At 67.4% G+C, this 21001-nt stretch carries 17 protein-coding genes; 1 reads left to right on the forward strand and 16 read right to left on the reverse strand.

Annotated features, from left to right (window positions below):
• Window positions 1–80: 80 nt before the first annotated feature.
• The 12 genes from ACIA58_RS28515 to ACIA58_RS28570 all read right to left on the reverse strand — a co-directional run bounded on the left by ACIA58_RS28515 (window position 81) and on the right by ACIA58_RS28570 (window position 14475).
• Entirely contained in the window at window positions 81–1583 is a 1503-nt protein-coding gene (locus ACIA58_RS28515) for a CoA-acylating methylmalonate-semialdehyde dehydrogenase (protein ID WP_396406869.1), read from the reverse strand.
• Window positions 1580–2695, reverse strand: a complete 1116-nt coding sequence (locus ACIA58_RS28520; RefSeq protein ID WP_396406870.1) for a Gfo/Idh/MocA family protein — start codon at window positions 2693–2695, stop codon at window positions 1580–1582. Before ACIA58_RS28520 ends, ACIA58_RS28515 begins: the two co-directional genes overlap by 4 nt.
• A complete protein-coding gene (locus tag ACIA58_RS28525; RefSeq protein WP_396406871.1) occupies window positions 2692–3552 on the reverse strand; it encodes an ATP-binding cassette domain-containing protein in 861 nt (286 codons plus the stop codon). The genes ACIA58_RS28520 and ACIA58_RS28525 overlap by 4 nt, the downstream gene beginning before the upstream one ends.
• Window positions 3549–4595, reverse strand: a complete 1047-nt coding sequence (locus tag ACIA58_RS28530; protein ID WP_396406872.1) for an ABC transporter permease — start codon at window positions 4593–4595, stop codon at window positions 3549–3551. The genes ACIA58_RS28525 and ACIA58_RS28530 overlap by 4 nt, the downstream gene beginning before the upstream one ends.
• Before the next feature lie 9 nt (window positions 4596–4604).
• Window positions 4605–5600 (reverse strand): sugar ABC transporter substrate-binding protein, encoded by a 996-nt coding sequence (locus ACIA58_RS28535; RefSeq protein ID WP_396406873.1) that lies wholly within the window; start codon window positions 5598–5600, stop codon window positions 4605–4607.
• Between the two features lie 80 nt (window positions 5601–5680).
• Window positions 5681–6574: a TIM barrel protein gene (locus ACIA58_RS28540; RefSeq protein ID WP_396406874.1), complete on the reverse strand. Its 894-nt coding sequence runs from the start codon at window positions 6572–6574 to the stop codon at window positions 5681–5683.
• Window positions 6574–8487, reverse strand: a complete 1914-nt coding sequence (iolD, locus tag ACIA58_RS28545) for a 3D-(3,5/4)-trihydroxycyclohexane-1,2-dione acylhydrolase (decyclizing) (RefSeq protein ID WP_396406875.1) — start codon at window positions 8485–8487, stop codon at window positions 6574–6576. The genes ACIA58_RS28540 and iolD overlap by 1 nt, the downstream gene beginning before the upstream one ends.
• Window positions 8484–9395, reverse strand: a complete 912-nt coding sequence (gene iolB, locus ACIA58_RS28550; RefSeq protein ID WP_396406876.1) for a 5-deoxy-glucuronate isomerase — start codon at window positions 9393–9395, stop codon at window positions 8484–8486. The genes iolD and iolB overlap by 4 nt, the downstream gene beginning before the upstream one ends.
• Entirely contained in the window at window positions 9392–10252 is an 861-nt protein-coding gene (locus ACIA58_RS28555) for a deoxyribose-phosphate aldolase (RefSeq protein ID WP_396407826.1), read from the reverse strand. The genes iolB and ACIA58_RS28555 overlap by 4 nt, the downstream gene beginning before the upstream one ends.
• A gap of 1361 nt (window positions 10253–11613) precedes the next feature.
• A complete protein-coding gene (iolC, locus tag ACIA58_RS28560) occupies window positions 11614–12552 on the reverse strand; it encodes a 5-dehydro-2-deoxygluconokinase (RefSeq protein WP_396406877.1) in 939 nt (312 codons plus the stop codon).
• 37 nt (window positions 12553–12589) lie between these two features.
• Complete coding sequence (locus tag ACIA58_RS28565; protein WP_396406878.1) at window positions 12590–13474, reverse strand: sugar phosphate isomerase/epimerase family protein; 885 nt, start codon at window positions 13472–13474, stop codon at window positions 12590–12592.
• A gap of 14 nt (window positions 13475–13488) precedes the next feature.
• Window positions 13489–14475 carry a Gfo/Idh/MocA family oxidoreductase gene (locus tag ACIA58_RS28570; RefSeq protein WP_396406879.1) on the reverse strand — a complete coding sequence of 329 codons (987 nt, stop codon included), beginning with the start codon at window positions 14473–14475 and terminating at the stop codon, window positions 13489–13491.
• 136 nt (window positions 14476–14611) lie between these two features.
• Here ACIA58_RS28570 and ACIA58_RS28575 point away from each other — a divergent pair, with 136 nt between their 5' ends.
• Window positions 14612–15349, forward strand: coding sequence for a GntR family transcriptional regulator (locus tag ACIA58_RS28575; protein WP_396406880.1), 738 nt, complete (start codon window positions 14612–14614; stop codon window positions 15347–15349).
• 30 nt (window positions 15350–15379) lie between these two features.
• Here ACIA58_RS28575 and ACIA58_RS28580 read toward each other — a convergent pair whose 3' ends face one another.
• From ACIA58_RS28580 to ACIA58_RS28595, 4 genes are read right to left on the reverse strand one after another with little or no spacing between them, the layout of a single operon-like run.
• A complete protein-coding gene (locus ACIA58_RS28580) occupies window positions 15380–16231 on the reverse strand; it encodes a carbohydrate ABC transporter permease (RefSeq protein ID WP_396406881.1) in 852 nt (283 codons plus the stop codon).
• On the reverse strand, window positions 16224–17180 hold the full coding sequence (locus tag ACIA58_RS28585) for a carbohydrate ABC transporter permease (protein WP_396406882.1): 957 nt from the start codon (window positions 17178–17180) through the stop codon (window positions 16224–16226). The genes ACIA58_RS28580 and ACIA58_RS28585 overlap by 8 nt, the downstream gene beginning before the upstream one ends.
• Entirely contained in the window at window positions 17177–18466 is a 1290-nt protein-coding gene (locus ACIA58_RS28590) for an ABC transporter substrate-binding protein (RefSeq protein WP_396406883.1), read from the reverse strand. The genes ACIA58_RS28585 and ACIA58_RS28590 overlap by 4 nt, the downstream gene beginning before the upstream one ends.
• A gap of 59 nt (window positions 18467–18525) precedes the next feature.
• Window positions 18526–20889, reverse strand: coding sequence for an ROK family protein (locus tag ACIA58_RS28595; RefSeq protein WP_396406884.1), 2364 nt, complete (start codon window positions 20887–20889; stop codon window positions 18526–18528).
• Window positions 20890–21001 lie beyond the last annotated feature (112 nt).

The following is a 21001-nucleotide window of genomic DNA, read 5'->3' on the forward strand; positions in this document are numbered from 1 at the left end:
CGGCTGCTTTCACTCGTGGGCAGGGACACCGCCGACCGCGCCCAGGAGAGGCTTGGCGGCGGCGCACCTGCTTGACGGGCTCAGTCGTGCGTCGGGAAGCCGAGGTTGATGCCGCCGTGGGACGGGTCCAGCCAGCGTGAGGTGACGACCTTGCCGCGGGTGAAGAAGTGCACGCCTTCGGTGCCGTGTGCGTGCGTGTCACCGAACAGCGAGTTCTTCCAGCCGCCGAACGAGTAGTACGCCATCGGGACCGGGATCGGCACGTTGATGCCGACCATCCCGACCTCGACCTCGTTCTGGAACCGCCGCGCCGCGCCGCCGTCGTTGGTGAAGATCGCCGTGCCGTTGCCGTACGGGTTGGAGTTCACCAGGTCGAGCGCCGCGTCGTACGACGGCGTACGGACGACGGACAGGACCGGGCCGAAGATCTCGTCGGTGTAGATCGACATCTCCGGGGTCACCTTGTCGAACAGCGTCGGACCGAGCCAGAACCCGTCGTCCGCGCCGTCGAAGTCACCCTCGCGACCGTCGACGACCAACTCGGCGCCTTCCTCGACGCCGGCGGTGACGTACCCGGAGACCTTGTCGCGGTGCGGACCCGTGACCAGCGGACCCATGTCGCAGCCGCGCGTCCCGTCGCCGGTCTTCAGCTTGGCCATCCGGTCCTTGATCTTGCCGATCAGCTCGTCCGCGATCGGCTCGACCGCGACCAGCGCGGAGATCGCCATGCAGCGCTCGCCGGCCGAACCGAAGCCGGCGTTCACCGCTGCGTCCGCGGCCAGGTCGAGGTCCGCGTCCGGCAGCACGATCATGTGGTTCTTCGCACCGCCGAGGGCCTGCACCCGCTTGCCGTTCCTGGTGCCGTTCTCGTAGACGTACTTGGCGATCGGGGTCGAGCCGACGAACGAGACCGACTTGACGTCAGGGTGCTCGAGCAGGCGGTCGACGGCCTCCTTGTCGCCGTGCAGGACGTTGACCACGCCGTCCGGCAGACCGGCCTCCTTCCACAGCTCGGCCATCGCGTTCGCCGCGGACGGGTCCTTCTCGGACGGCTTGATCACCACACTGTTGCCACAGGCAACCGCGATCGGGACGAACCACATCGGCACCATGGCCGGGAAGTTGAACGGCGAGATGACCGCGCTGACGCCGAGCGGCTGACGGATCGAGTACACGTCGACCTTGGTCGACACGCCTTCGCTGAATCCGCCCTTGAGCAGGTGCGGGATGCCGCAGGCGAACTCGATCACCTCGAGCCCGCGGGTCACCTCACCGAGCGCGTCGGACAGCACCTTGCCGTGCTCGGCGGTGATGATCGCCGCGATCCGCTCCTTGTCCCGGTTCACCAGCTCGCGGTACGCGAACAGGACCTGGGCCCGCTTGGTCAACGAAGTCTGCGCCCAGGCCTTGGAGGCCTCGTGGGCGACCTTGACGACCTCGTCGACGGTCGCGGCCGACGCCAGGTCCAACTCGCCGGTGACCTGACCCGTCGCAGGGTTGTAGACGCTGCTGGTCCGCTCGGCCACGCCCGTCCACGAGCTGCCACCGACAAGGTGGGTGATGCGCTTGATGTCAGTACTCACGATGCTTCCTCACTGCTGGGATTTTGTCCGAGGACTGTGTTGCGGTCGGCCAGAACGACGTCGACGGGTCCACCCTTGCTCAGCGACTCAAGGCCGGCCTCGCAGACGACGGCCGCCGCGTACCCGTCCCAGGCGCTCGGCCCGTCGATCTCGCCGCGGGCCGCGGCGTCGACCCAGCGTTGTACTTCCAGGTCGTAGGCCTGCTCGAACCGGACCCGGAAGTCGGCCGGCATCGCGCCGCCCCACCGCCCGTCGGCACGCGCGAACACGCCTGACCCGAGTCCGATCGTCGCACTCCCACGCTCGCCCACCGCCTCGCACCGAACCTCGTACCCGACCTGGAAGTTCACGAACACCTCGACGTCGGCCATCGCGCCGCTCGCCAACTCGAACACGGCCAGCTGCGGATCGAGGACGCCGAGGCCGACAAGACTCGACGGCTTCGGGGTGTGCACGGTGATCCGGGTGATCTCCTCGCCGAACAACCAGCGGGCGACGTCGACCTCGTGCACCATCGAATCCCGCACGATCATCTCGCTCTGGAACATCGGCGGCGCCGACTTGTTCCGATGAACGTTGTGCAGGAGCAGCGTCCGGCCGAGCTCACCCGAGTCGAGCAGCTTCTTCAGAGCGGCGTACTCCGGATCGAACCGCCGCATGAACCCGACCTGGATGAGCTGCCGGCCGAGCTTGTGCTCGGCCTCGACGACCTGCAGCGACGAGGCCGCGTCCATGGTCAACGGCTTCTCGCACAGCACCGGCTTCCCGTGCTCCAGGCAGGCGAGCAACTGCTCGGCGTGCGCGAACCCCGGCGAGGCGATGATCACCGCGTCGACGTCCTCGGCGGCGATCAGCTCCAGCGGATTCTCGACAACCCGGACAGTGCCGTCGGCATCCGCCGCCGTCCCGCCCGAGTGGCGGCCGCTGCTGACAGACTTCCCAGGCCGCTCAGTGGCCGCCTCCGACAGCTTCGCGGCGAGCGCCTCGGCCCGTGCCTGGTCGGCGTCGGAGACCGCGACGAGTCGCGCGCCCGACGTCTTCCGCGCAATGCGCTCGGCGTGGTCGGCGCCCATCACCCCGACACCGACGATGCCGACCCGGAGATCGGTCATATCCCCTCCTCGCCCTTACCGTCATTGTCCACGACGACCTCGGGGTTGATGTCCCGCAGTTCGTGGCTGAGCGCTTCCAGCTCCGACCCGCCGGCCATCTCCGTGGTCAGCTGCTCCAGGGTGATGTCGGCCCGGTGCGTGTCGAGCGCGACCCGGCCCAGCTTCAGTACGACGAAGTGGTTGCCGACCAGGTAGGCGTGATGTGGGTTGTGCGTGATGAAGATGACCCCGATCCCGGCGTCGCGCGCCTTCACGACGTACTTCAGCACGACGCCCGACTGGTTCACGCCGAGAGCGGCCGTCGGCTCGTCGAGGATCAGCACCTTGGCGCCGAAATGGATCGCCCGCGCGATCGCCACACACTGTCGCTGGCCGCCGGACAGCTTCCCGACCGGCTGCTCGAGATTGGGGATCGAGATCCCCATCTTGGTCAGCTCCTCCTGCGCGATCCGCTTCATCTTCGCCGATTCGAGCCGCCGGAACGGTCCCCTGGTGATCTCGTTGCCCAGGAAGAAGTTCCGCCAGACCGACATCAGCGGTGCCAGCGCGAGGTCCTGGTAGACGGTCGCGATACCGCTGTCGAGCGACTCCCGCGGCGAGGAGAAGTGCCGCTCCTGGCCGTTCACCGACATCCGGCCCGAGGTGTAGTCGTGCAGGCCGGCGATGATCTTGATCAGCGTCGACTTGCCCGCGCCGTTGTCGCCGAGCACGCAGGTGATCTCGCCCTGCCGGACCGACAGCGACACCCCGCGCAGGGCGTTGATGTTGCCGTAGCTCTTGCCGATGTCGTCCAGCATCACGATCGGTGTGTTCGGGCTGGACGATGCATCGGCGGCGAACGATTCCGTGGTGGTCATCGTGCCTCCGCCCGGTTCTTGACGACGAGGTTGACGATGGTTGCCAGCAGCAACATCGCACCGAGGAAAGCCTTGAACCAGTCCGGGTTCCAGCCGGCGTACACGACGCCGAGCTGGACCATCCCGAAGATCAGGGCCCCGACCGCCCCGCCCACCACGGAGCCGTACCCGCCGGTGAGCAGACAGCCGCCGACGACCGCCGCGATGATGTAGAGGAACTCCTTGCCGACGCCCTCACCGGACTGCACGACACCGTTGGAGTTGAACAACAACTGCATGCCAGTGAACCAGGCGAAGAATCCGACCGCCATGAACAGCCCGATCTTGACCTTCTTCACCGGCACGCCGACTGCCCGCGCGGCCGCCGCGTCGCCGCCGACCGCGAAGATCCAGTTGCCGATCTGCGTCTTCAGCAGCACCCAGGCGGCGATCGCGACGAACACGACCCACCAGACGACGATGATCTTGACGGTGACCCCACCGAGCTTGAACTCCGACGCGAACAGCGCCTTCGCCGCACCGAACCCGTCCATGTCACCGATCGAGTTCGACGCGACGGCGCCGGAGGTCAACCGGGTGACCGCGATGTTCAGGCCTTGCAGGATGAAGAAGGTGCCCAGCGTCACCAGGAAGCTGGGCAACCCCGTCCGCATCAACAGCCAGCCGTTGAACGCGCCGATCGTCAGCGAGAGCACCAGGGCGACGACGACGCCGATCCAGACGTTCACGCTGAGCTGGTAGGCGAAGATGCCCGCGGTCAGGCCGGACGTCGTCACCGCGACACCCGCCGACAGGTCGAACTCGCCGCCGATCATGAGCAGCGAGACCGGCACCGCCATCACACCGATCAGTGCGGCCTGGTACAGGATCGTGCCCGTGTTGTCGATGTTGCGGAACGGCGGCGCCGCGATCAGGAAGAACACCAGGATGACGGCCGCGCCGACGAGCGAGCCGATCTCGGGCCGGCTGAGCAATCGCGCGCCCACGGACCGGCTGGAGACCCGATCGTCCGACGAGGTCGGTGAAGTGATGGTCGATGCCATGGCGCTACCTCAACGCGTCCCGGCTTCGGCGTACTTCTGCACCGCCGCGATGTTGGACTTGTCGATGAAGGCGGGCCCGGTCAGGGTCGCCTCACCGCCGCCGATGGTGTCGCCGTTGTTCTTGTAGAGCCAAAGCGAGTCGATCGCCAGATAGCCCTGCAGGTACGGCTGCTGGTCGACGGCGAACTGTACGGTGCCGTCCGAGACCGCCTTCGCCATCTCCTTGCTCATGTCGAAACTGCCGATCTTCGCCGACGAGCCGGCGTCCTTCGCCGCCTGCACCGCGGTCAGCGCGATCCCCGCGTTCAGCGCGACGACGTAGTCCGCGGTCTTGTCCTGTTGCAGCTTCGAGGTCAGCGTGGCCTGGGTCCCTGGCTGGTCGGTGCCGTTCACGTTCACGTTCTGGGTCGTGGGGAGCTTGTCCTTGATGCCCTGGCAGCGAGCCTCGAGGCTGACGTTGCCCTGCTCGTGGATGACGCAGAGGACGTTCTTCGCGCCGAGCTGCTTGAGCTTCTCACCGGTGGCCTCGCCCGCGATCCGCTCGTCCTGGCCGAAGTAGCCGATCGCACCGGTGGTCTTCCACTGGTCGAGGCCGCCGTTGAGGACGCTCACCGGGATGCCGGCGGCGATCGCCTTCTTGACGTTCGGGATCACCGCGTCGGGCTTGTTCAGCGTGACCGCGATGCCGTCGACCTTGGAGTCGATCGCGGTCTGCACGAGGTTCGCCTGGGCCGCTCCGTCAGGGTCGGCGGAGTACTGCAGCTCGATGTTGTCCTTCTTCGCGGCCGCCTCGGCACCGCGCCGGACGATGTCCCAGAAGGTGTCGCTCGGCCCCGAGTGGGTGATCAGCGCGACCTTCATCTTCGGGGTGTCGGCGACGCCCCCGCCGCTACCGCTGGAGCTGTCCTCCTTCTGCTTCCCCCCGGAGGAGCTGCACGCGGCCAACGCCGCGGCCAGCACCAGCGCCGCGGCACCCGCCACGACCTTCCTCTGCCACCGAACCATGACTCAACCAGCCTTTCAGGTGAACCGCGGCCACTCCGCGGAGTTGCGTGGGACCAGAGAGTGTCACACTCCCCTGGCCGTCATCTCGATACGCCACCCCCGTGAGAGCTCAGATAGGCCAGCGTCCGCTCCGCGATCGGCAGCGGGACGCCTGCTGCACACGGATACATGTCCTGCTCGACGATCGCGAACAGCTCGACGTCGAGCGCTGCCAGCGCGTCCAGCACCGGCGGAAGATCGGGTACGCCGTTCGGCGGCTCGCACATCACGCCCCGCCGCACCGCTTCGTCCATCGCCAGGCCTTCGGCCTCGACCTGATCCAGGATGGCGGGGTCGACCTGCTTCAGATGGACGTAGCGGATCCGGTCCGGGTACTTCCGGATCAGCTCCAGGTTGTCGCCACGGCAGTAGCTGATGTGACCGGTGTCGAGGCAGAGATTCACGTAGGCGCTGTCGGTCTCCGCCAGGAAGCGCTCCACGGTGTCCTGGGTGTCCACATGCCCGTCCGCGTGCGGGTGGTACTGCGTCTGCAGCCCGAACTCCTCCGCCAACCGCCTGCCCAGCTCGGTCACCGCACACCCGTGCCTGGCCTGCATGTCGTGGTCGAAACGCTCCTCGACGATCTCGCCGTTGTCGCCGCGCCACATCGACGGCATCACGACGAGGTGCTTGGCGCCCATCGCCGCCGTCAGCTCGGCTGTCTTGACGACGTCCTGCCAGGTCGACTCCAGCCCGTCGGGGCGATGCACGTGCTCGAATGTCGTACCGGCCGTCATCGTGAGACCGCGCTGGTCGAGCTCGTCCTTCAACCGGACCGGGTCGGTGGGCAGGTAGCCGTACGGACCGAGCTCGATCCTGGTGTAGCCGGCCCGTTGGACCTCGTCGAGGAACCTCGTCCACGGGGTCTGCTTCGGATCGTCGGCGAACCAGACTCCCCACGAGTCCGGCGCCGTACCGATGTCGACCCTGCCCATCAGGCGTCGCCCTCGATCGGAGCCAGATACGGACGCTGGGCCTTCTTGCTCTCCTCGTACGTCGCCGACGCCGCCTGTGTGGACTGCAGCTCGGAGACCTCGCTGACCGGAACGTCCCACCACGAATCGCTGTCCGGACCGCCGATCAACGGATCGGTGGTGACATGAATCGCGATCGGGCCGGTGGCCGCCTTGGCGGTCTGGATGGCCTTCTCCAGCTCCGGCCGGCTGTGGACGTCGATCACCTCGAGACCGAAGCTGCGGACATTCGCAGCCAGGTCGACCGGGAGGTAGTCGCCGTCGAGCCTGCCGTCGCCGGTGCGCTTGCGGTACGCCGTGCCGAACCGTTGGGAGCCGAGGGACTCCGACAGCGCGCCGATCGACGCGAAGCCGTGGTTCTGGACGAGAACCACGATGATCTTGATGTTCTCCTGGACCGCGGTGGCCAGCTCGCTGGACATCATCAGGTACGACCCGTCGCCGACCATGACGAACACATCGCGCTCGGGTGCGGCCAGGCGGACACCGAGACCGCCGGCGATCTCGTATCCCATGCAGGAGAAGCCATATTCGACGTGGTATCCCTTCGGGTCGCGCGTGCGCCACAGCTTGTGGAGCTCACCCGGCATCGAGCCGGCCGCGCAGACAACCACATCAGACGCCGCCGACAATTCGTTGACGGCACCGATCACCTCACCCTGGGTCAGCAGACCTTCGGCCAGCTTCGCCGTCACGTCGGCGGAGGGCCGGTAAGTTGCGTCCACAGTTCCGTTCCAGTTCCTTGCGAGTTCCTGGGCATCGGCTGTGTACTTGGCCTCCACGGACCACCCGTCGAGCGCGGATCCCAACGAAACAAGGGCTTCCCGAGCATCGGCGACGAGCGGAAGGCCGGCATGTTTACCACCGTCGAAGCGCGCCACATTGATGTTGAGGAAGCGGACCTCCGGGTTCTGGAAGGCGGTCCGCGAGGCCGTCGTGAAGTCGCTGTAGCGAGTGCCGATCCCGATCACCAGATCGGCCTCGCGGGCCAGGGCGTTGGCTGCCGTGGTCCCGGTCGAGCCGACCGCGCCGACCGATTGCGGGTGGTCGTAGCGCAGAGATCCCTTACCCGCTTGGGTTTCCGACACCGGGATGCCGGTCTGCTCGGCGAGTTCGCGCAGCGCCTCCTCGGCGCCGGAGTAGTGCACTCCGCCGCCGGCGACGATCAGCGGTCGCTGCGCGGACCGTAGGAGCTCTGCCGCTTTGTCGACAATTGATGCCTCGGGCAACGGTCGTGCGACGTACCAGGTGCGCTCGGTGAAGAGCTCCTCCGGCCAGTCGTAGGCCTCGGCCTGGACGTCCTGCGGCAGCGCAACGGTCACGGCGCCGGTCTCGACCGGGTCGGTCAGCACCCGCATCGCGTTCATGAGGGCCGAGGGCAACTGTTCGGGCCGCGAGATGCGGTCGAAGTACTTCGACACCGGGCGGAAGGCGTCGTTCACCGAGACGTCTCCGGCGCCGAAGCTCTCCAGTTCCTGCAGCACGGGCGTGGCCACCCGGGTCGCGAACACATCCGAAGGGAGGATCAGGACCGGCAGCCGGTTGACGGTGGCGAGGGCCGCACCGGTGACCATGTTGGTCGACCCTGGACCGACGCTTGCCGTGCAGGCGTAGGTCTGGAGCCGATCACGGGTGCGGGCGAACGCGGCTGCCGTGTGCACCATTGCCTGCTCGTTGCGGGACAGGATGTACGGCAGTGCTTGCGGATCCTCTAGCTCGGACTGCAGCAGCGCCTGGCCGACGCCGGCCACGTTGCCGTGCCCGAAGATGCCGAAGCAGCCCGCGATCAGCCGCTGTCGTTCGCCGTCACGCTCCGAGTACTGGACGCTCAGGAATCGCACCAGGGCCTGGGCGACCGTGAGGCGCACCGTCATGACTGTTCTCCTCCGAATGTCTCTGCTGTCCCGAAAGGTAGGCGAGGATCGATATGTTGCGTGTTCCACAGCTCTCGGACCCAGGCGTGCTGCGGGTCGTCGGTGATCAGCCACTGCCGCTCGGTGCCGGGACCGGCCATCACGTTCAGGTAGTACATGTCGTAGCCGGGCGGCGCCATCGCCGGACCGTGCCAGCCGTGCGGGACGAGCACCAGATCCCCGCTACGCACCTCGGCCAGCACGTCGATCGGCCGGTCGTCCGTGCCGTACACGCGCTGGTAGCCGATCGGATCGTTGCCCTTGACACCTTCCGGCACGTCGTCCGACAGCTGCAGCTCGAAGTAGTAGATCTCCTCGAGCTCGCTCTCCTTGCCCGGCTTGTGCTCGTCGTGCTTGTGCGGCGGGTAGGACGACCAGTTGCCGGCCGGCGTGATCACCTCACAGGCGATGATCGAGTCGGCGTCCAGCACACCGGGTACGCCGAAGTTCCGGACCTGGCGAGAGGAGACCCCCGCGCCACGCAACTCGGTCTCGACCTCGTCGGCCGCGATCCGCCGGAACGGGAAGTCCTTGGCGGCCTTCGCGTTCGGCAAGGCGATCCTCGCCCCGCCCGCGCTGACGACTGCGAACGTCGAATTGCGCGGTACGTAGGCGAGGTCCGCCGTACCCGCGAAGACATCCGCGCGACCGCCGAGCGGGATCGACTCGCCGTCGATGATCACTTCGGCCGAGCCGCTCAGCGGGAGGACGATGTACTCGCAGTCCCCCGTGTCGATCTCGACCGACTGCCCTGGCAGCAGGGTGCGGATCGACAGGCCGGTGTGGTGCCAGTCGGGTTCGCCCGGCCGGACCATCAGCTCGAAACCCTCATACGCCGTGGAGCCCGCGGGCCGGAACCACTCGGTCATGCGGCACCTCCGTGGACGAGCATCGCGGCGTGGTCGACGGCCGCGGATACGTCGCCGTCGGGTGGGAAGAGGAGAGCCCGGCCGACGACGAGACCGCGGACCGAGGGGAGGCTGAGAGCCTTGCCCCACGAGGCGTACGTCGCTTCCGGTGCGACCGTCGGGTCGCCGCCGAGCAGAAGCGTCGGGAGGGTTGTTGCCTCCATGACCCGATCCAGTTCGTCGACTACCGGCAGCTTGAGCCAGGTGTACGCGCTCGTCGCGCCGAGGGCGGAGGCGATGTGGATCGACTTGATCACCGAGTCCGGGTCGAGCAGGTTCGTCACCCGGCCGCCCTCGGTGCGGGTCGACCAGAACGGTTCGACCATCGCCATCAGCTTGTGCTCGGCCAGGCCGGTGACTGCCGCCGCGCTGGCTTCGAGCGTGGAGACGGTGCCGGGGTCGCCGAGGTCGATGCGCGTCAGCATCTTCCCGCCATCGAGTCGGCGGGCAGCGATCTCGTCAGCCGTGCGGTACGCCGTAAACCGATCGTCCACCTCGAACGCAGCACCTTGCAGGCCACCACGATTCATCGAGCCGATGACCACTTTGCCTTCCAGCGCGCCCAGAAGCAGAAGGTCTTCGAGGATGTCCGGGGTCGCCAGGACGCCATCCACACCGGGCCGTGCGAGCGCGGTCATCAGTCGAGCGATCAACTCCGGACGGCTGCCCATCGCCATCCGGTCGCCGCGTACGCCGAGCGCGCCGCGGGCCGGATGGTCGGCGGCAACAATCAGCAGGCGGCCGTCGTCGCCCACCAACCCCCGAGTCCGCCGCTGCTGCCAGGCCTCAGCCACCCGCTCCGGATGCCGCACCCGAATCTCAGTGAGCTCGGCAAGCTGAGCGCCGTACTCCTGGTACCGCGGCTGCGGACCGTCCCAAACCGGTTGCTCGGCCGGCAGTGCCAGATCGCCAATCACCGTGGTCTGCCCATCCGGCAACCACACCCCATCCCCCTGCACACCCTCTTGCTGCGCCACGCCCTGCTCTCCGCCGGGTTCATGCACACCGGGTTCACGCACACCGGCCTCCTGCATGCTGGCCTCCCGCGCGCCCGCCTGCTCAACCACAGGCTGCTCAGCCACAGGCTGCTGGACCACGGGCTGCTGGACCGCCTGCCATGCGGCGGCTTCCTGCTCGCCCGCTCGCTCCGCCACAGGCTGCTGCAGACCCGCCTCCCGTGCGGCGACTCCCTGCTCGCCCGAGGACTGTGCACCCGTCTGCACCCCCGTGGGCAGCCGCACGGGGCTTTCGACCGTCGGATCGTTCGACCCGGCGCCCGAATACGTGGAAGCCATCGGACCGCCCTGACCACCTGGAACTGGTTGGTCAGCAGACCCGACCCCTGGCGCGCCACCCGGCGGACTGGCGATCACAGTCACCTCGTCCTGCCAGGCCGGAGCCGCCCCCTGCGCGGAGTCGCCATGACGGTCGGAGGCAACTGTCGGATCGTCGGCGTCCGCAGCCAGCTGCGGCGAGGCCGCCGGGTCGCCCTGCCCGCCCGGAGCCGCCTGATGCGCGGGGCGTGCAGAGGCGCCCGAGCCTGGACGCTGAGCGGCAACTGTTGGGTCGTTCGCACCCGGCTGCGGCGCGAACGGCGAGCCGCCCGGCACACCGCTCTGCGTGGCCTCCGGCCCGTTCGCATCTGCCTGCGGTGCGAACGGTGAATCGTTCGGCGCGACGCGCTGACCAACCGTCGGATCGCCGAAACCACCCGGAGCTGCCTGGTGGGCCGGGCGGGCTGGCGTGGTCGGGCCGGGCCGCTGGGCGACAACCGTCGGGTCGTTCGCACCCGGCTGCGGGGCGAACGGCGAGTCGCCCGGCACACCGCGCTGCGCGACGATCGGATCGTTCGCACCAGGACGGACCGCAACCGTCGGGTCGTTTGCGCCTGACTGCGGTGCGAACGGTGACTCGTTCGGCGCCACGCGTTGAGCGACTGTCGGGTCGTTGGGTCCCGGTTGAGGGGCGAACGGGGAGTCGCTCGGGGCACCGCGTTGTGCGGCTGTCGGGTGGTTGGGGCCTGGTTGAGGGGCGAACGGGGAGTCGCTGGGGGTGCCGCGGTGGGCGATCGTTGGGTCGTTGGGGCCTGGTTCGAAGACGGTGGGTTCGTCGTCGGGGTCGGGGCGCTGGATGGGGATGGGGCGGGCGTCCTCGTCGTACGGGTCCTGGTCTCGTCTGGTCATGAGGGGTCACCCAACTTGGACAGGACTTCTTCGGTCGTGGGCATCGCGGTGGAGCATTCGAGGCGGGAGGCGACGATGGCGCCGGCGATGTTGGCGAAGCGGATGACCTTCTCCAGCGGCCAGCCGGACAGCAACCCGTGGCACAGCGCCCCGCCGAAGCCGTCGCCGGCGCCCAGGCCGTTGACCACCTCGACCGGGTACGGCGGCACCTCGACGCGCTCGTCGCGAGTACGCGCCAACGTCCCCCGCGGCCCCTGCTTCACGACAGCAAGATCAAGACCCCGATCGAGCAGCGCCTGCGCCGCCTTGTCCGGGTCGGTCTCGCCGACCGCCACCTCACACTCCTCACGGTTGCCGACAGCAACCGTGCAGAACTCCAGCGCCCGCGAAACCTGCTCGTGCGCCTCGCTCGGATCGGCCCAGAACATCGGCCGGTAGTCGAGATCGAGCACCGTGATCGGCTTCCGCCCCCGCGCCTCCCACGCCGCGAAGTGCGCCGACCGCGACGGCTCAGCCGACAACCCGGTCACCGTCGACCAGTAGATCCGTGCCTCCCGGATCGCCTCCAGGTCGAGCTCCGACGGGTTGATCACCAGATCCGGCGCCTTCGGGAACCGGTAGAAGTACAGCGGAAAGTTGTCCGGCGGAAAGATCTCGCAGAACGTGATCGGCGTAGGCAGCCCGTCGACCGGCGAGACGAACCGGTCGTCGACGCCGAGCTCCCGCAGCGTCCGGTGGATGAAGGTCCCGAACGGATCGTTCCCCGTCCGGCTGATCACCGCCGACTTCCGCCCGTGCCGGGCCGCCGCGACCGCCACGTTCGTCGCGCTCCCGCCGAGGAACTTCCCGAAGGACTCGACGTCCTCCAGATGTGTCCCGGCCTGCAGCGGATACAGGTCGACCCCGATCCGCCCGATCGTCAGTACGTCGTCCATCGTCAGACCATCCCATCCACGCGGGTCGGCGCGAACCTCATCGGACCGTCTCTGCGATCGCCCGCAAATGATCGATACTGGCTCGAACATCCACGACCGGACCTTCGCCCTCGGGCCGCGACTGCAGGATCGTGTCCTGCTCCAGGACGTACCAACCGTCGTACCCGGACTGCTCCAGGGTGCTGACGATGGTCGCGATGTCGATGTCGCCGGCGCCCAGCGGCCGGTACATCCCCTGGCGTACGGCGTCGGTGTACGAGACCGAGCCGGCCTGGACCCGTGCCGCCCACCCGGCATCGACGTCCTTCAGGTGCGTGTGCCGGATGCGGTCGGTGTGCTTGACGGCCAGATCCACCGGGTCCACTCCGCCGATCAGCAGGTGGCCGGTGTCGAGCGTGAGACCGATGGACGACCCGTTCAGCACCCGCTCGACGTCGTCGGCGTTCTCGACCATCGTCCCGACATGCGGGTGGATCGTCGCGAGCACTCCAGAACCAGCCGCCAGCGCGGACAGCTTGTCAAGGTTGCCGAGCAAGGTGCTCCAGCCCGTCTCGTCCAGCACAGGGCGGTCGTCGTACCCCTCCTGGCCGGTCGCCGCGGCGAGCACCAGCGTCGTGGCGCCGGCGGCTACGAAGCCTTCGAGCGCCGTGGCCACCTGGGGAGCCGGGTTGTACGACGGATCGTGCAGGACGACCGGCACGAACCCGCCGACCGCCCGAAGGCCCACATCTGCAAGGGTTTTCGCCTTCTCGGCCGGGTCCTCCGGCAGGAATCCGTCCGGCCCGAACTCCGTCGCGGCCAGCCCGGCGTCGCGCATCTCGGCGAGCACGGTCTCGACGTCGTACTGCCAGCCCCACCCGGGAACCTCGCAGACTCCCCAGGAGATCGGAGCGCCGGCGATGCGAGCAGCGAGATCAGTCATGCGAGTAGGTCTCCTCAGAGCGTGATGATGCGGTTCTCGTGGCGGGACAGTTCGCAGGCGTCGGCGATCTGGAAGGCGGCGAGCGCGTCCCGGACCGTGCACGGCACCTCGCGAGTGCCTGCGACGACCTCGGTGAATGCGGTCAACTCCGCGACGTACGCCGGCTGGAAGCGGTCCATGAACGTCATGTGCGGCTGCCCCTCGGGGAAGGTGACACCGGGTTCCGCCGACCGCAGGGCGGTGTGCGAATCCAGCCCGACCGCGATCGAACCGAGACTGCCGTGCAGCTCCATCCGTACGTCGTGCCCGGCGCCGTTGTACCGCGTCCCGCTCACCGCGACGAACGTGCCGTCGTCCAGCGTGAGCAGCGCGGCCGCCGAGTCCACGTCGCCGTACTCGCCGAAGAACGCCTCGCCGCGGTTCGCCCCGGTCGCGTAGACGCTGACCACTTCGCGTCCGGTGACGTACCGGATGATGTCGAAGTCGTGCACCGTGCAGTCGCGGAAGAACCCGCCGCTCTGCGGGATGTACTCGTGGTGCGGCGGAAACGCGTCGTTGGTGTTCGCCCGGATGTGGTGGACGAAACCGAGCTCGCCGGACCGGACCGCCTCCCGGGCCGTCTGGTAACCGACGTCGAAGCGGCGCTGGAAACCGATGTGCACCGGCACCGTCGACGCCTCGACCAACGCCAGCACCCGTTCGGTCTCGGCGAGGTCCAGCGCGACCGGCTTCTCGCAGAAGGTCGGCACACCAGCCGCGACGGCCGCTTCGATCAAGGATGCGTGTGCGGAGGTCGCGGCCGCGATGACGAAGCCGTCCGGACGGCTCGCCAGCAGCGCGTCGACGTCGGGTGCGAACTCCAGGCCGAGATCCTTCGCGACGAGCTCCGCCCGGCTGGGGTCCGCGTCGGCGACGACCACCTGATCCACCGCCGGCAAACCCTTGAGCGTCGCGGCGTGGAACGCCCCGATCCGCCCGACCCCGACCAACCCGATCCGCATCCCGGTCACCTCTCTGCTCGCCCCGGCCCGTCAGCACGCCTCCGTCAGCTTCCCCGGCGGGCAGCAGGGGTGTCAACACTTTGTTAACACATTTTCACGTCACGACATACATACCTTGATCATGTAACATCCGCCCATGGTTGCTCTTCCGGTCAGTATCGATCGGGCCAGCCCGGTGCCGCTCTACCACCAACTGGCCGAGCAGCTGACGTCCGCCATCACCGACGGCTCGCTCCGCCCGGGCGACCCGTTCGAGAACGAGATCGCCATGTCGGACCGGCTCGGCCTGTCCCGGCCGACCGTGCGCCGCGCGATCGCCGAGCTGGTCAACCAGGGACTGTTGGTCCGCCGGCGCGGCATCGGCACCACGGTCGCGAGCCAGATGGTGCACCGCAAAGCCGAGCTGACCAGCCTGTACGAGGACCTCGAGCGCGAGGGCCGTACGCCGCGCACCGAGGTCCTGTCACTCGACTGCGAGGCGCAGGACGACCACGCCGCGACGATCCTGGAGCTCCCGCCCGGCACACCGCTGGTCTCGATCGTCCGGCTCCGCTACGCCGACGACGTACCGCTCGCCATCATGCGTAACTGGTTGCCTCCGGCCCTCAACGACCTCACCCTCGAACAGCTGACGACCGAAGGCCTGTACGCCGTACTCCGGGCGCGCGGCATCCGCCCGACGGTCGCCCGCCAGCGCATCGGCGCCCGCAACGCCACCGCCGACGAGCGCCGTACCCTCCACATGTCCAAGGCCGAGCCCCTGGTCACCATGACCCGCTCCGCCTACGCCGCCGACGGCTCCCCCATCGAATACGGCAACCACTGCTACCGAGCCGACCACTACTCGGTCGACGTGGTCGTCTCCGAGCGCTGACCCCGGCAGCGCTCGGAGCAACCGGAGCCGCTACTTCAATCCCGAGAACGCGACGCCGGCGATCACACGCCGTTGCATCGCGATGAACGCGACGATGACGGGTGCCATCGCCATCAGGCTGGCGGCCATCATCATCGCGAAGTTCACGTCATGCTGGCCCTGCAAGGTCGCGATCCCGACGGACAGCGGCATCTTCTCCGAGTACGTCGTGACCAGCAACGGCCACATCAGGTCGTTCCATGACCACAGGACCGTGATGACGGCCAGCGCCGAGAGAGCCGGCTTGACCTGCGGAAGCATCACCCGCCAGAACAACTGCCACGGGTTGCAGCCGTCCAACCGCGCCGCCTCCTCCAGTTCTACCGGCAGGCCCGAGAAGAACTGCCGCATCAGAAAGACGCCGAACGCGCTGAAGAAGCCGGGAAGGACAATACCTGCGGTCGTGTTCAGCAGTCCCAGCTGCAGGATGATCTGGTACTGCGGGAGGTAGAAGACCTGCGGAGGGACGAGCAGGATGGACAGGAGGATGCCGAAGAGGAGCTTCTGACCTCGGAATCGCATCCGGGCGAAGGCGTATCCGGCCATGGAACACAGGAGGAGCTGCCCGACGGTGCGAAGGACGGTGATCGTGATCGAGACCCGGAACTCGCTCAGGAACGGAACCTGCCGGAACACCTGCGCGAAGTTGCCGAATCGCAGCGTGCCCGGCCACCAGGTGGGCGGGACGTGAATGATCTGTGCGTTGGTCGACAGCGCCATGATGATCAGCCACAGGAACGGGAAGGCCATCGTCACAGCGCCGATCGTGAGGATGACGTGAGCCCAACTATTGCTCTCGAGGAGTCCTGATCGCCGCACCGTGAACCGCCGTGTCTCAGCCATACTGCACCCACTTCCGCTGCAGTCTGAACTGCACGACTGTCACCAGACCGACGATGGCCAGGATGACCACGGCGACGGCCGCGCCGTAGCCCTTGTCGTTGCTGACGAACGCGTCGGAGTAGAACAGGTACACGAGTGACTGTGTCTGCGCGGTGACCGGATTGCTCGGCCCGAGCAGGACGAAGAGCAGGTCGAACACCTGGAATCCAGCGATCACCGTGATCACCGTGACGAAGAAGATCGACGGTGTGAGGAGCGGGACGGTGATCGATCGGAAGCGGCGCCACGAGCCTGCGCCGTCAAGTGCGGCAGCCTCGTTCACGTCTGCGGGAATGGCATTCATCGCCGCGGAGAAGATGATGACGTAGAAGCCGACTTCCATCCACACGCCGACGACTGCAACGCAGACCAGGGCCAGCCATTCGGTGGAGAGCCAGTGCTGTGCAGGCACTCCGAACCGGCCGAGCACCCAGTTGAGCACTCCGAAGTCACCGTTGTAGATGATCCGCCAGATCATCGCGATCGCGACCGGCATCGTGATGTACGGCAGGAAGTACAGTGCTCGATAAACCTGGCGGCAGCGCAACCCGGGCCGGCTCATCAGGTCTGCGAGCAACAACGCGATCGGCACGCCGACGAGCGCGATGCACGTGTAGACGACCGTGTTGAGGAGGGCGCGTCCGATCTCCGGATCGGACGCCAGCCGCCGGTAGTTCTCCAGGCCGATCCACCTGGCACCCCCGAAGACCCCCCATTTCGTGAAGCTGAAGTAGATGGTCCTGGCGACGGGCCACAGGTAGAACACGGCGATACCGGCCATCAGCGGACCGACGAAAACCAGCGGCCAGGGCCCCGACGAGGTGACCGACGGCCGACGCCGCGCGGTCGATATCCGTGCCGGCCGGGCCAACCTCGGCAGGTCGACCGTTTGTTCCTTGGTCCGGCTCACTCGTGCTCCAGCGCCGCGTTCATCTGATCTGCGAGCGTCCGGCCCGCATCTGCCATCGCGGTGCCACCGGCGAACGCGTCCGGAAGGATCTTGGACTCGAGGTTCTCCCATGCTCCGGTGTTCTTGGAGATGGGGAAGAGGAAAGGATTCTTGGTCGCTGCGTCGACGAAGACCTGGAGGCCGTAGTTCGGTGCGGCCGCCGCCCAGGTCGCCTGGCTACCGTTGAACGACGGGATGAGGGACCCCTGCTTCGCCATGATCAGGGCCGCGGCCTTGGAGTCGAGATAGGTGACGAACGCCTTGGACGCATCCATCTTCCGGGTGTTCTTGCTGATGACGTTGCCGAGACCGGCGACGATGCTGCCGCACCTCTTGCCGCACGGAAGCGGAGCCACGTCGACGTCGTGGGCGACGCTGCTCTCACTGACCTCTTTCACTGTCCAGGACCCGTCCCAGTGCATCGCGGCCTTGCCGGCTTCGAACATCTTGTTGCCAGGGGTGTCGGACAGTTGCTGAACGGTCGGCGAGGACCCGTTGGCGATGAGGTCGGCCCAGACCTGTAGACCTGCGATCGTCTCCGGATCGCCATAGCCCGACTTCTTGCCGTCGGGCGAGATCACCGTGCCGCCGTTCTGGTAGATGGTGTTGTAGTACGTCGTCTGGTTGCCGAGATCAGAGGCAACGCCGTAGATCCCACGGCTCTTCAGCTTGTCGCTGACCGTCTTGGCGTCGTTCTCGAATTCCGACCAGGTCCAACCGGCCTTCGGGTGCGGCAGCCCGGCTTCGTCGAAGAGCTTCTTGTTGTACCAGACTGCGTTGCTGCCGACCTGGGTCATGACGGCGTACACCTTGCCGTCGACCGTGAATCGCTGGTTGAGCGCGGCCGGATAGTTCGCCAGATCCACCCGGTGTGAGCTGACCAGGTCGCTGATGGGACTCAGCAGCCCGTTGGAGGCGTACAGCTTGATGTAGAGGTCGTTCATCCAGAAGACGTCGGGCAGAGTGTTCGACGAGCCCTGGGTCTGCAGCTTGGTCCAGTACTGGTCGTAGGGCGTGACTTCGGGTGTGACCTTGACGTTCGGGTAGGTCTTGTTGAAGTCGGCGATCTGGGCCTTGATCCCGGGCAACGCCGAGGCGTCCCACATGCTGTAGGTGATGTCGCCCTTGATGGCCGTCGGGTCCGAGGTGCTGCCCTGGTCGTCGTCCCCGGACGACGTACCACTGCCGCAACTCGTGACAAGTGCGGTCAGAATCAACGCGGTGATGCCGGCGCGAATGCGACGCATCGTCTCTCCTTAGTCATTGCGGCCCGCGCGGAGAGGCCTCCGGCGGTCTTCGCGGGTGGTCAGTGGGAGGGGATCTTCGCGTCCGCGCGGGTGGTCTGTCCGTCGGCGAAGTACTGCTCCACGTCGAGCGGCAGCCGAGGAACGTGCAGGGGAACGGATCCACCGCGGAGCGAGTCGGTGGCCAGGATTCCGGCAGCGACCGAATAGCGCGCACTGACCGGTGAGGTGGCGGTCCGATCGCCGGTGCGGACGAAGTGCAGGAACTCGGACACAGTGCGCTCGTCGGCGTCGTCGTGACCGGCCACGTCACCCGAGACGCGGTAGGCGAGATCTCCCTCGGCGCTGAACCAGGTCCGGCGGTTCCAGACCCGAACGATCCCGCCGTCCGCGTCACCGAAGTTCTCAAGTCGGCCGTGGGTTCCGATGACGGTGTAGTTGCGCCAGTAGTCCGGCGTGAAGTGGCACTGCTGGTACGAAGCGAGCACGCCGTTGCTCAATCGCATCGTGACCATGGAGAGGTCTTCGACGTCGACCACAGGGTTCAACGCTGTCTGGCTCGACGGTGGCCAATGGTCCAGGGACAACCAGTCCTGCATCAGCTGATCGGAGTTGTCCCGGTGGTCGTCGATCCCGCCGTACAGCACCAGGTCCCCCATGCCGACCACGTCCTTGGTGTAGGCGCCGGCGAGGTAGTGGATGACGTCGATGTCGTGCACACCCTTCTGCACGAGCAGGCCTTTCGAGCGGCGGCGATCGGCGTGCCAATCCTTGAAGTAGAAGTCGCCGCCGTTGCCGACGAAATGGCGGCACCAGATCGCCTTGACCTCGCCGATCTCGCCCCGCTCGATGATGTCGAACATGGTGCTGACGACGGCCATGTGCCGCATGTTGTGCCCGACATAGAGCCGGGTGCCGGTTTCCTGGGCGATGGTCAGCACCCGGTCGGCGTCTTCCACCGTGGTGGCCATCGGCTTCTCGAGATACACCGGAATGCCGGCCCGCAGCAGGTCGCTGGTGACCTCGGCGTGCGTGTAGTCAGGACTCATCACGAAGACGGCGTCGAGCCTCGGCTCCATCGAGATGAGCTCATGATGACTGTCGACCACGTCGACGCCGGCGCCGAACAGCTTCCGGGCGCGCCGTCCGGCGGCAGGATGTGGGTCGGCGACTGCGACGACGCGAGCGTGCATCTGGCGGCGATGTGCCCAGGTCGCGAGCGGGCCCCGGGCGCCGACGCCTACCACGCCGATCCGCAACTCGGCCGCATCGACGTCGAAGCCCAGCACGGTCGGCCGTGGCGCGAGCAGCGCGTCGTGCTCCGGCTCGCTCGGGTACGTCGTCTCCTGGGGCGATGCTCGGGTGATCATCGGCGCGGGCACCGCCTCCGACCCGTACACGTGCACCGACGCCGAGTCGAAAGCCAGCAGCAAAGCTCCGAGACTCACCGCGTCGCTGCCGAGCTCGGAGAGCACAAGCTTCGGCGGAAAGGGAATCGCCTGATCGCCGGAGACCTTGTTCTGTAAAGACTCCAGCTGATCGGCGTCGGCGCAAACATCCTGGCCGAGCACCACCACATCCGGGTCGACGCAGGCAGCCAGTGCGGCGATGCTCGCAGCCAACTCGTCCGCGCTCGTCAGCTTTCCGGCCTGGCCGTCAGGCCGGCCCGTCGCGGCGGCGAGCGCGCCGGCCGCTCGATGCCGGCCGCGATGGACCCGCCGACCGATGACGATCGCGGCGCTGGGCGGGGCCGTCCCGGTGAGGTAGACCAGGTCATCGATCAAGCGGGCCGCGCCGAGACGCTGCTCGGCCAGCGCGGCGAGGTCGACGTCCTGATCCACCTCGACCGGGCAGGACAGCGCCACACCGACCCGAGCGCCGACCTCGACCCCCGTCCACCCGGGTATCCGCGGCGAGATCGCGATCCGGCCGTCGGCCGAAACGACTCCCGGAACGCCGATGCCGACAGCGGAAAGGGCGTGCTTGCCGATACCAGCTGTGGCGAGTGCTTCGTCGAGGGCCGATCGGATGCATCCGACGCGATCGACCGCGTTCGCACCGTCCTGGACCGCGACGGTGACCTCGGCGACGACGGTTCCCGCCAGATCCGCCAGCAGCACGCGAATGTCGCGGACTCCGGCCTCTACACCCGCGACATAGCCGGCGGTGGCGCGGAAGCGGTACTGGCGGGCCGGCCGGCCTCCGGTGGATCGCTGGACGATCCGGGCCTGATCAACGCTGACCAGGCCCTGATCGACCAACTCGACGAGCAGGGCCTCGACCGTCGGACGTGACAAGCCGGTCACCCGAGCCAACTCGGAAACAGAACCCGCCACTCCGTCGCGGAGGGCAACGATGCACTCTGCCGCGTTAAGCCGTCGCAGGACAGCAACATTGCGCTCGTGCGGGCCGACCGTTCGAGACACGGGACCTCCAGTCAGCACGACGGCAATGGCCGTCGCCCTATTCCACTGAAGCCACCGCATTTCGGTGACGGGCGATCACTCGACCATAAGCAACCATCCTTCGTCAACAATC

Source organism: Kribbella sp. NPDC051586 (genome assembly GCF_044453965.1).
Taxonomy (GTDB): Bacteria; Actinomycetota; Actinomycetes; order Propionibacteriales; family Kribbellaceae; genus Kribbella.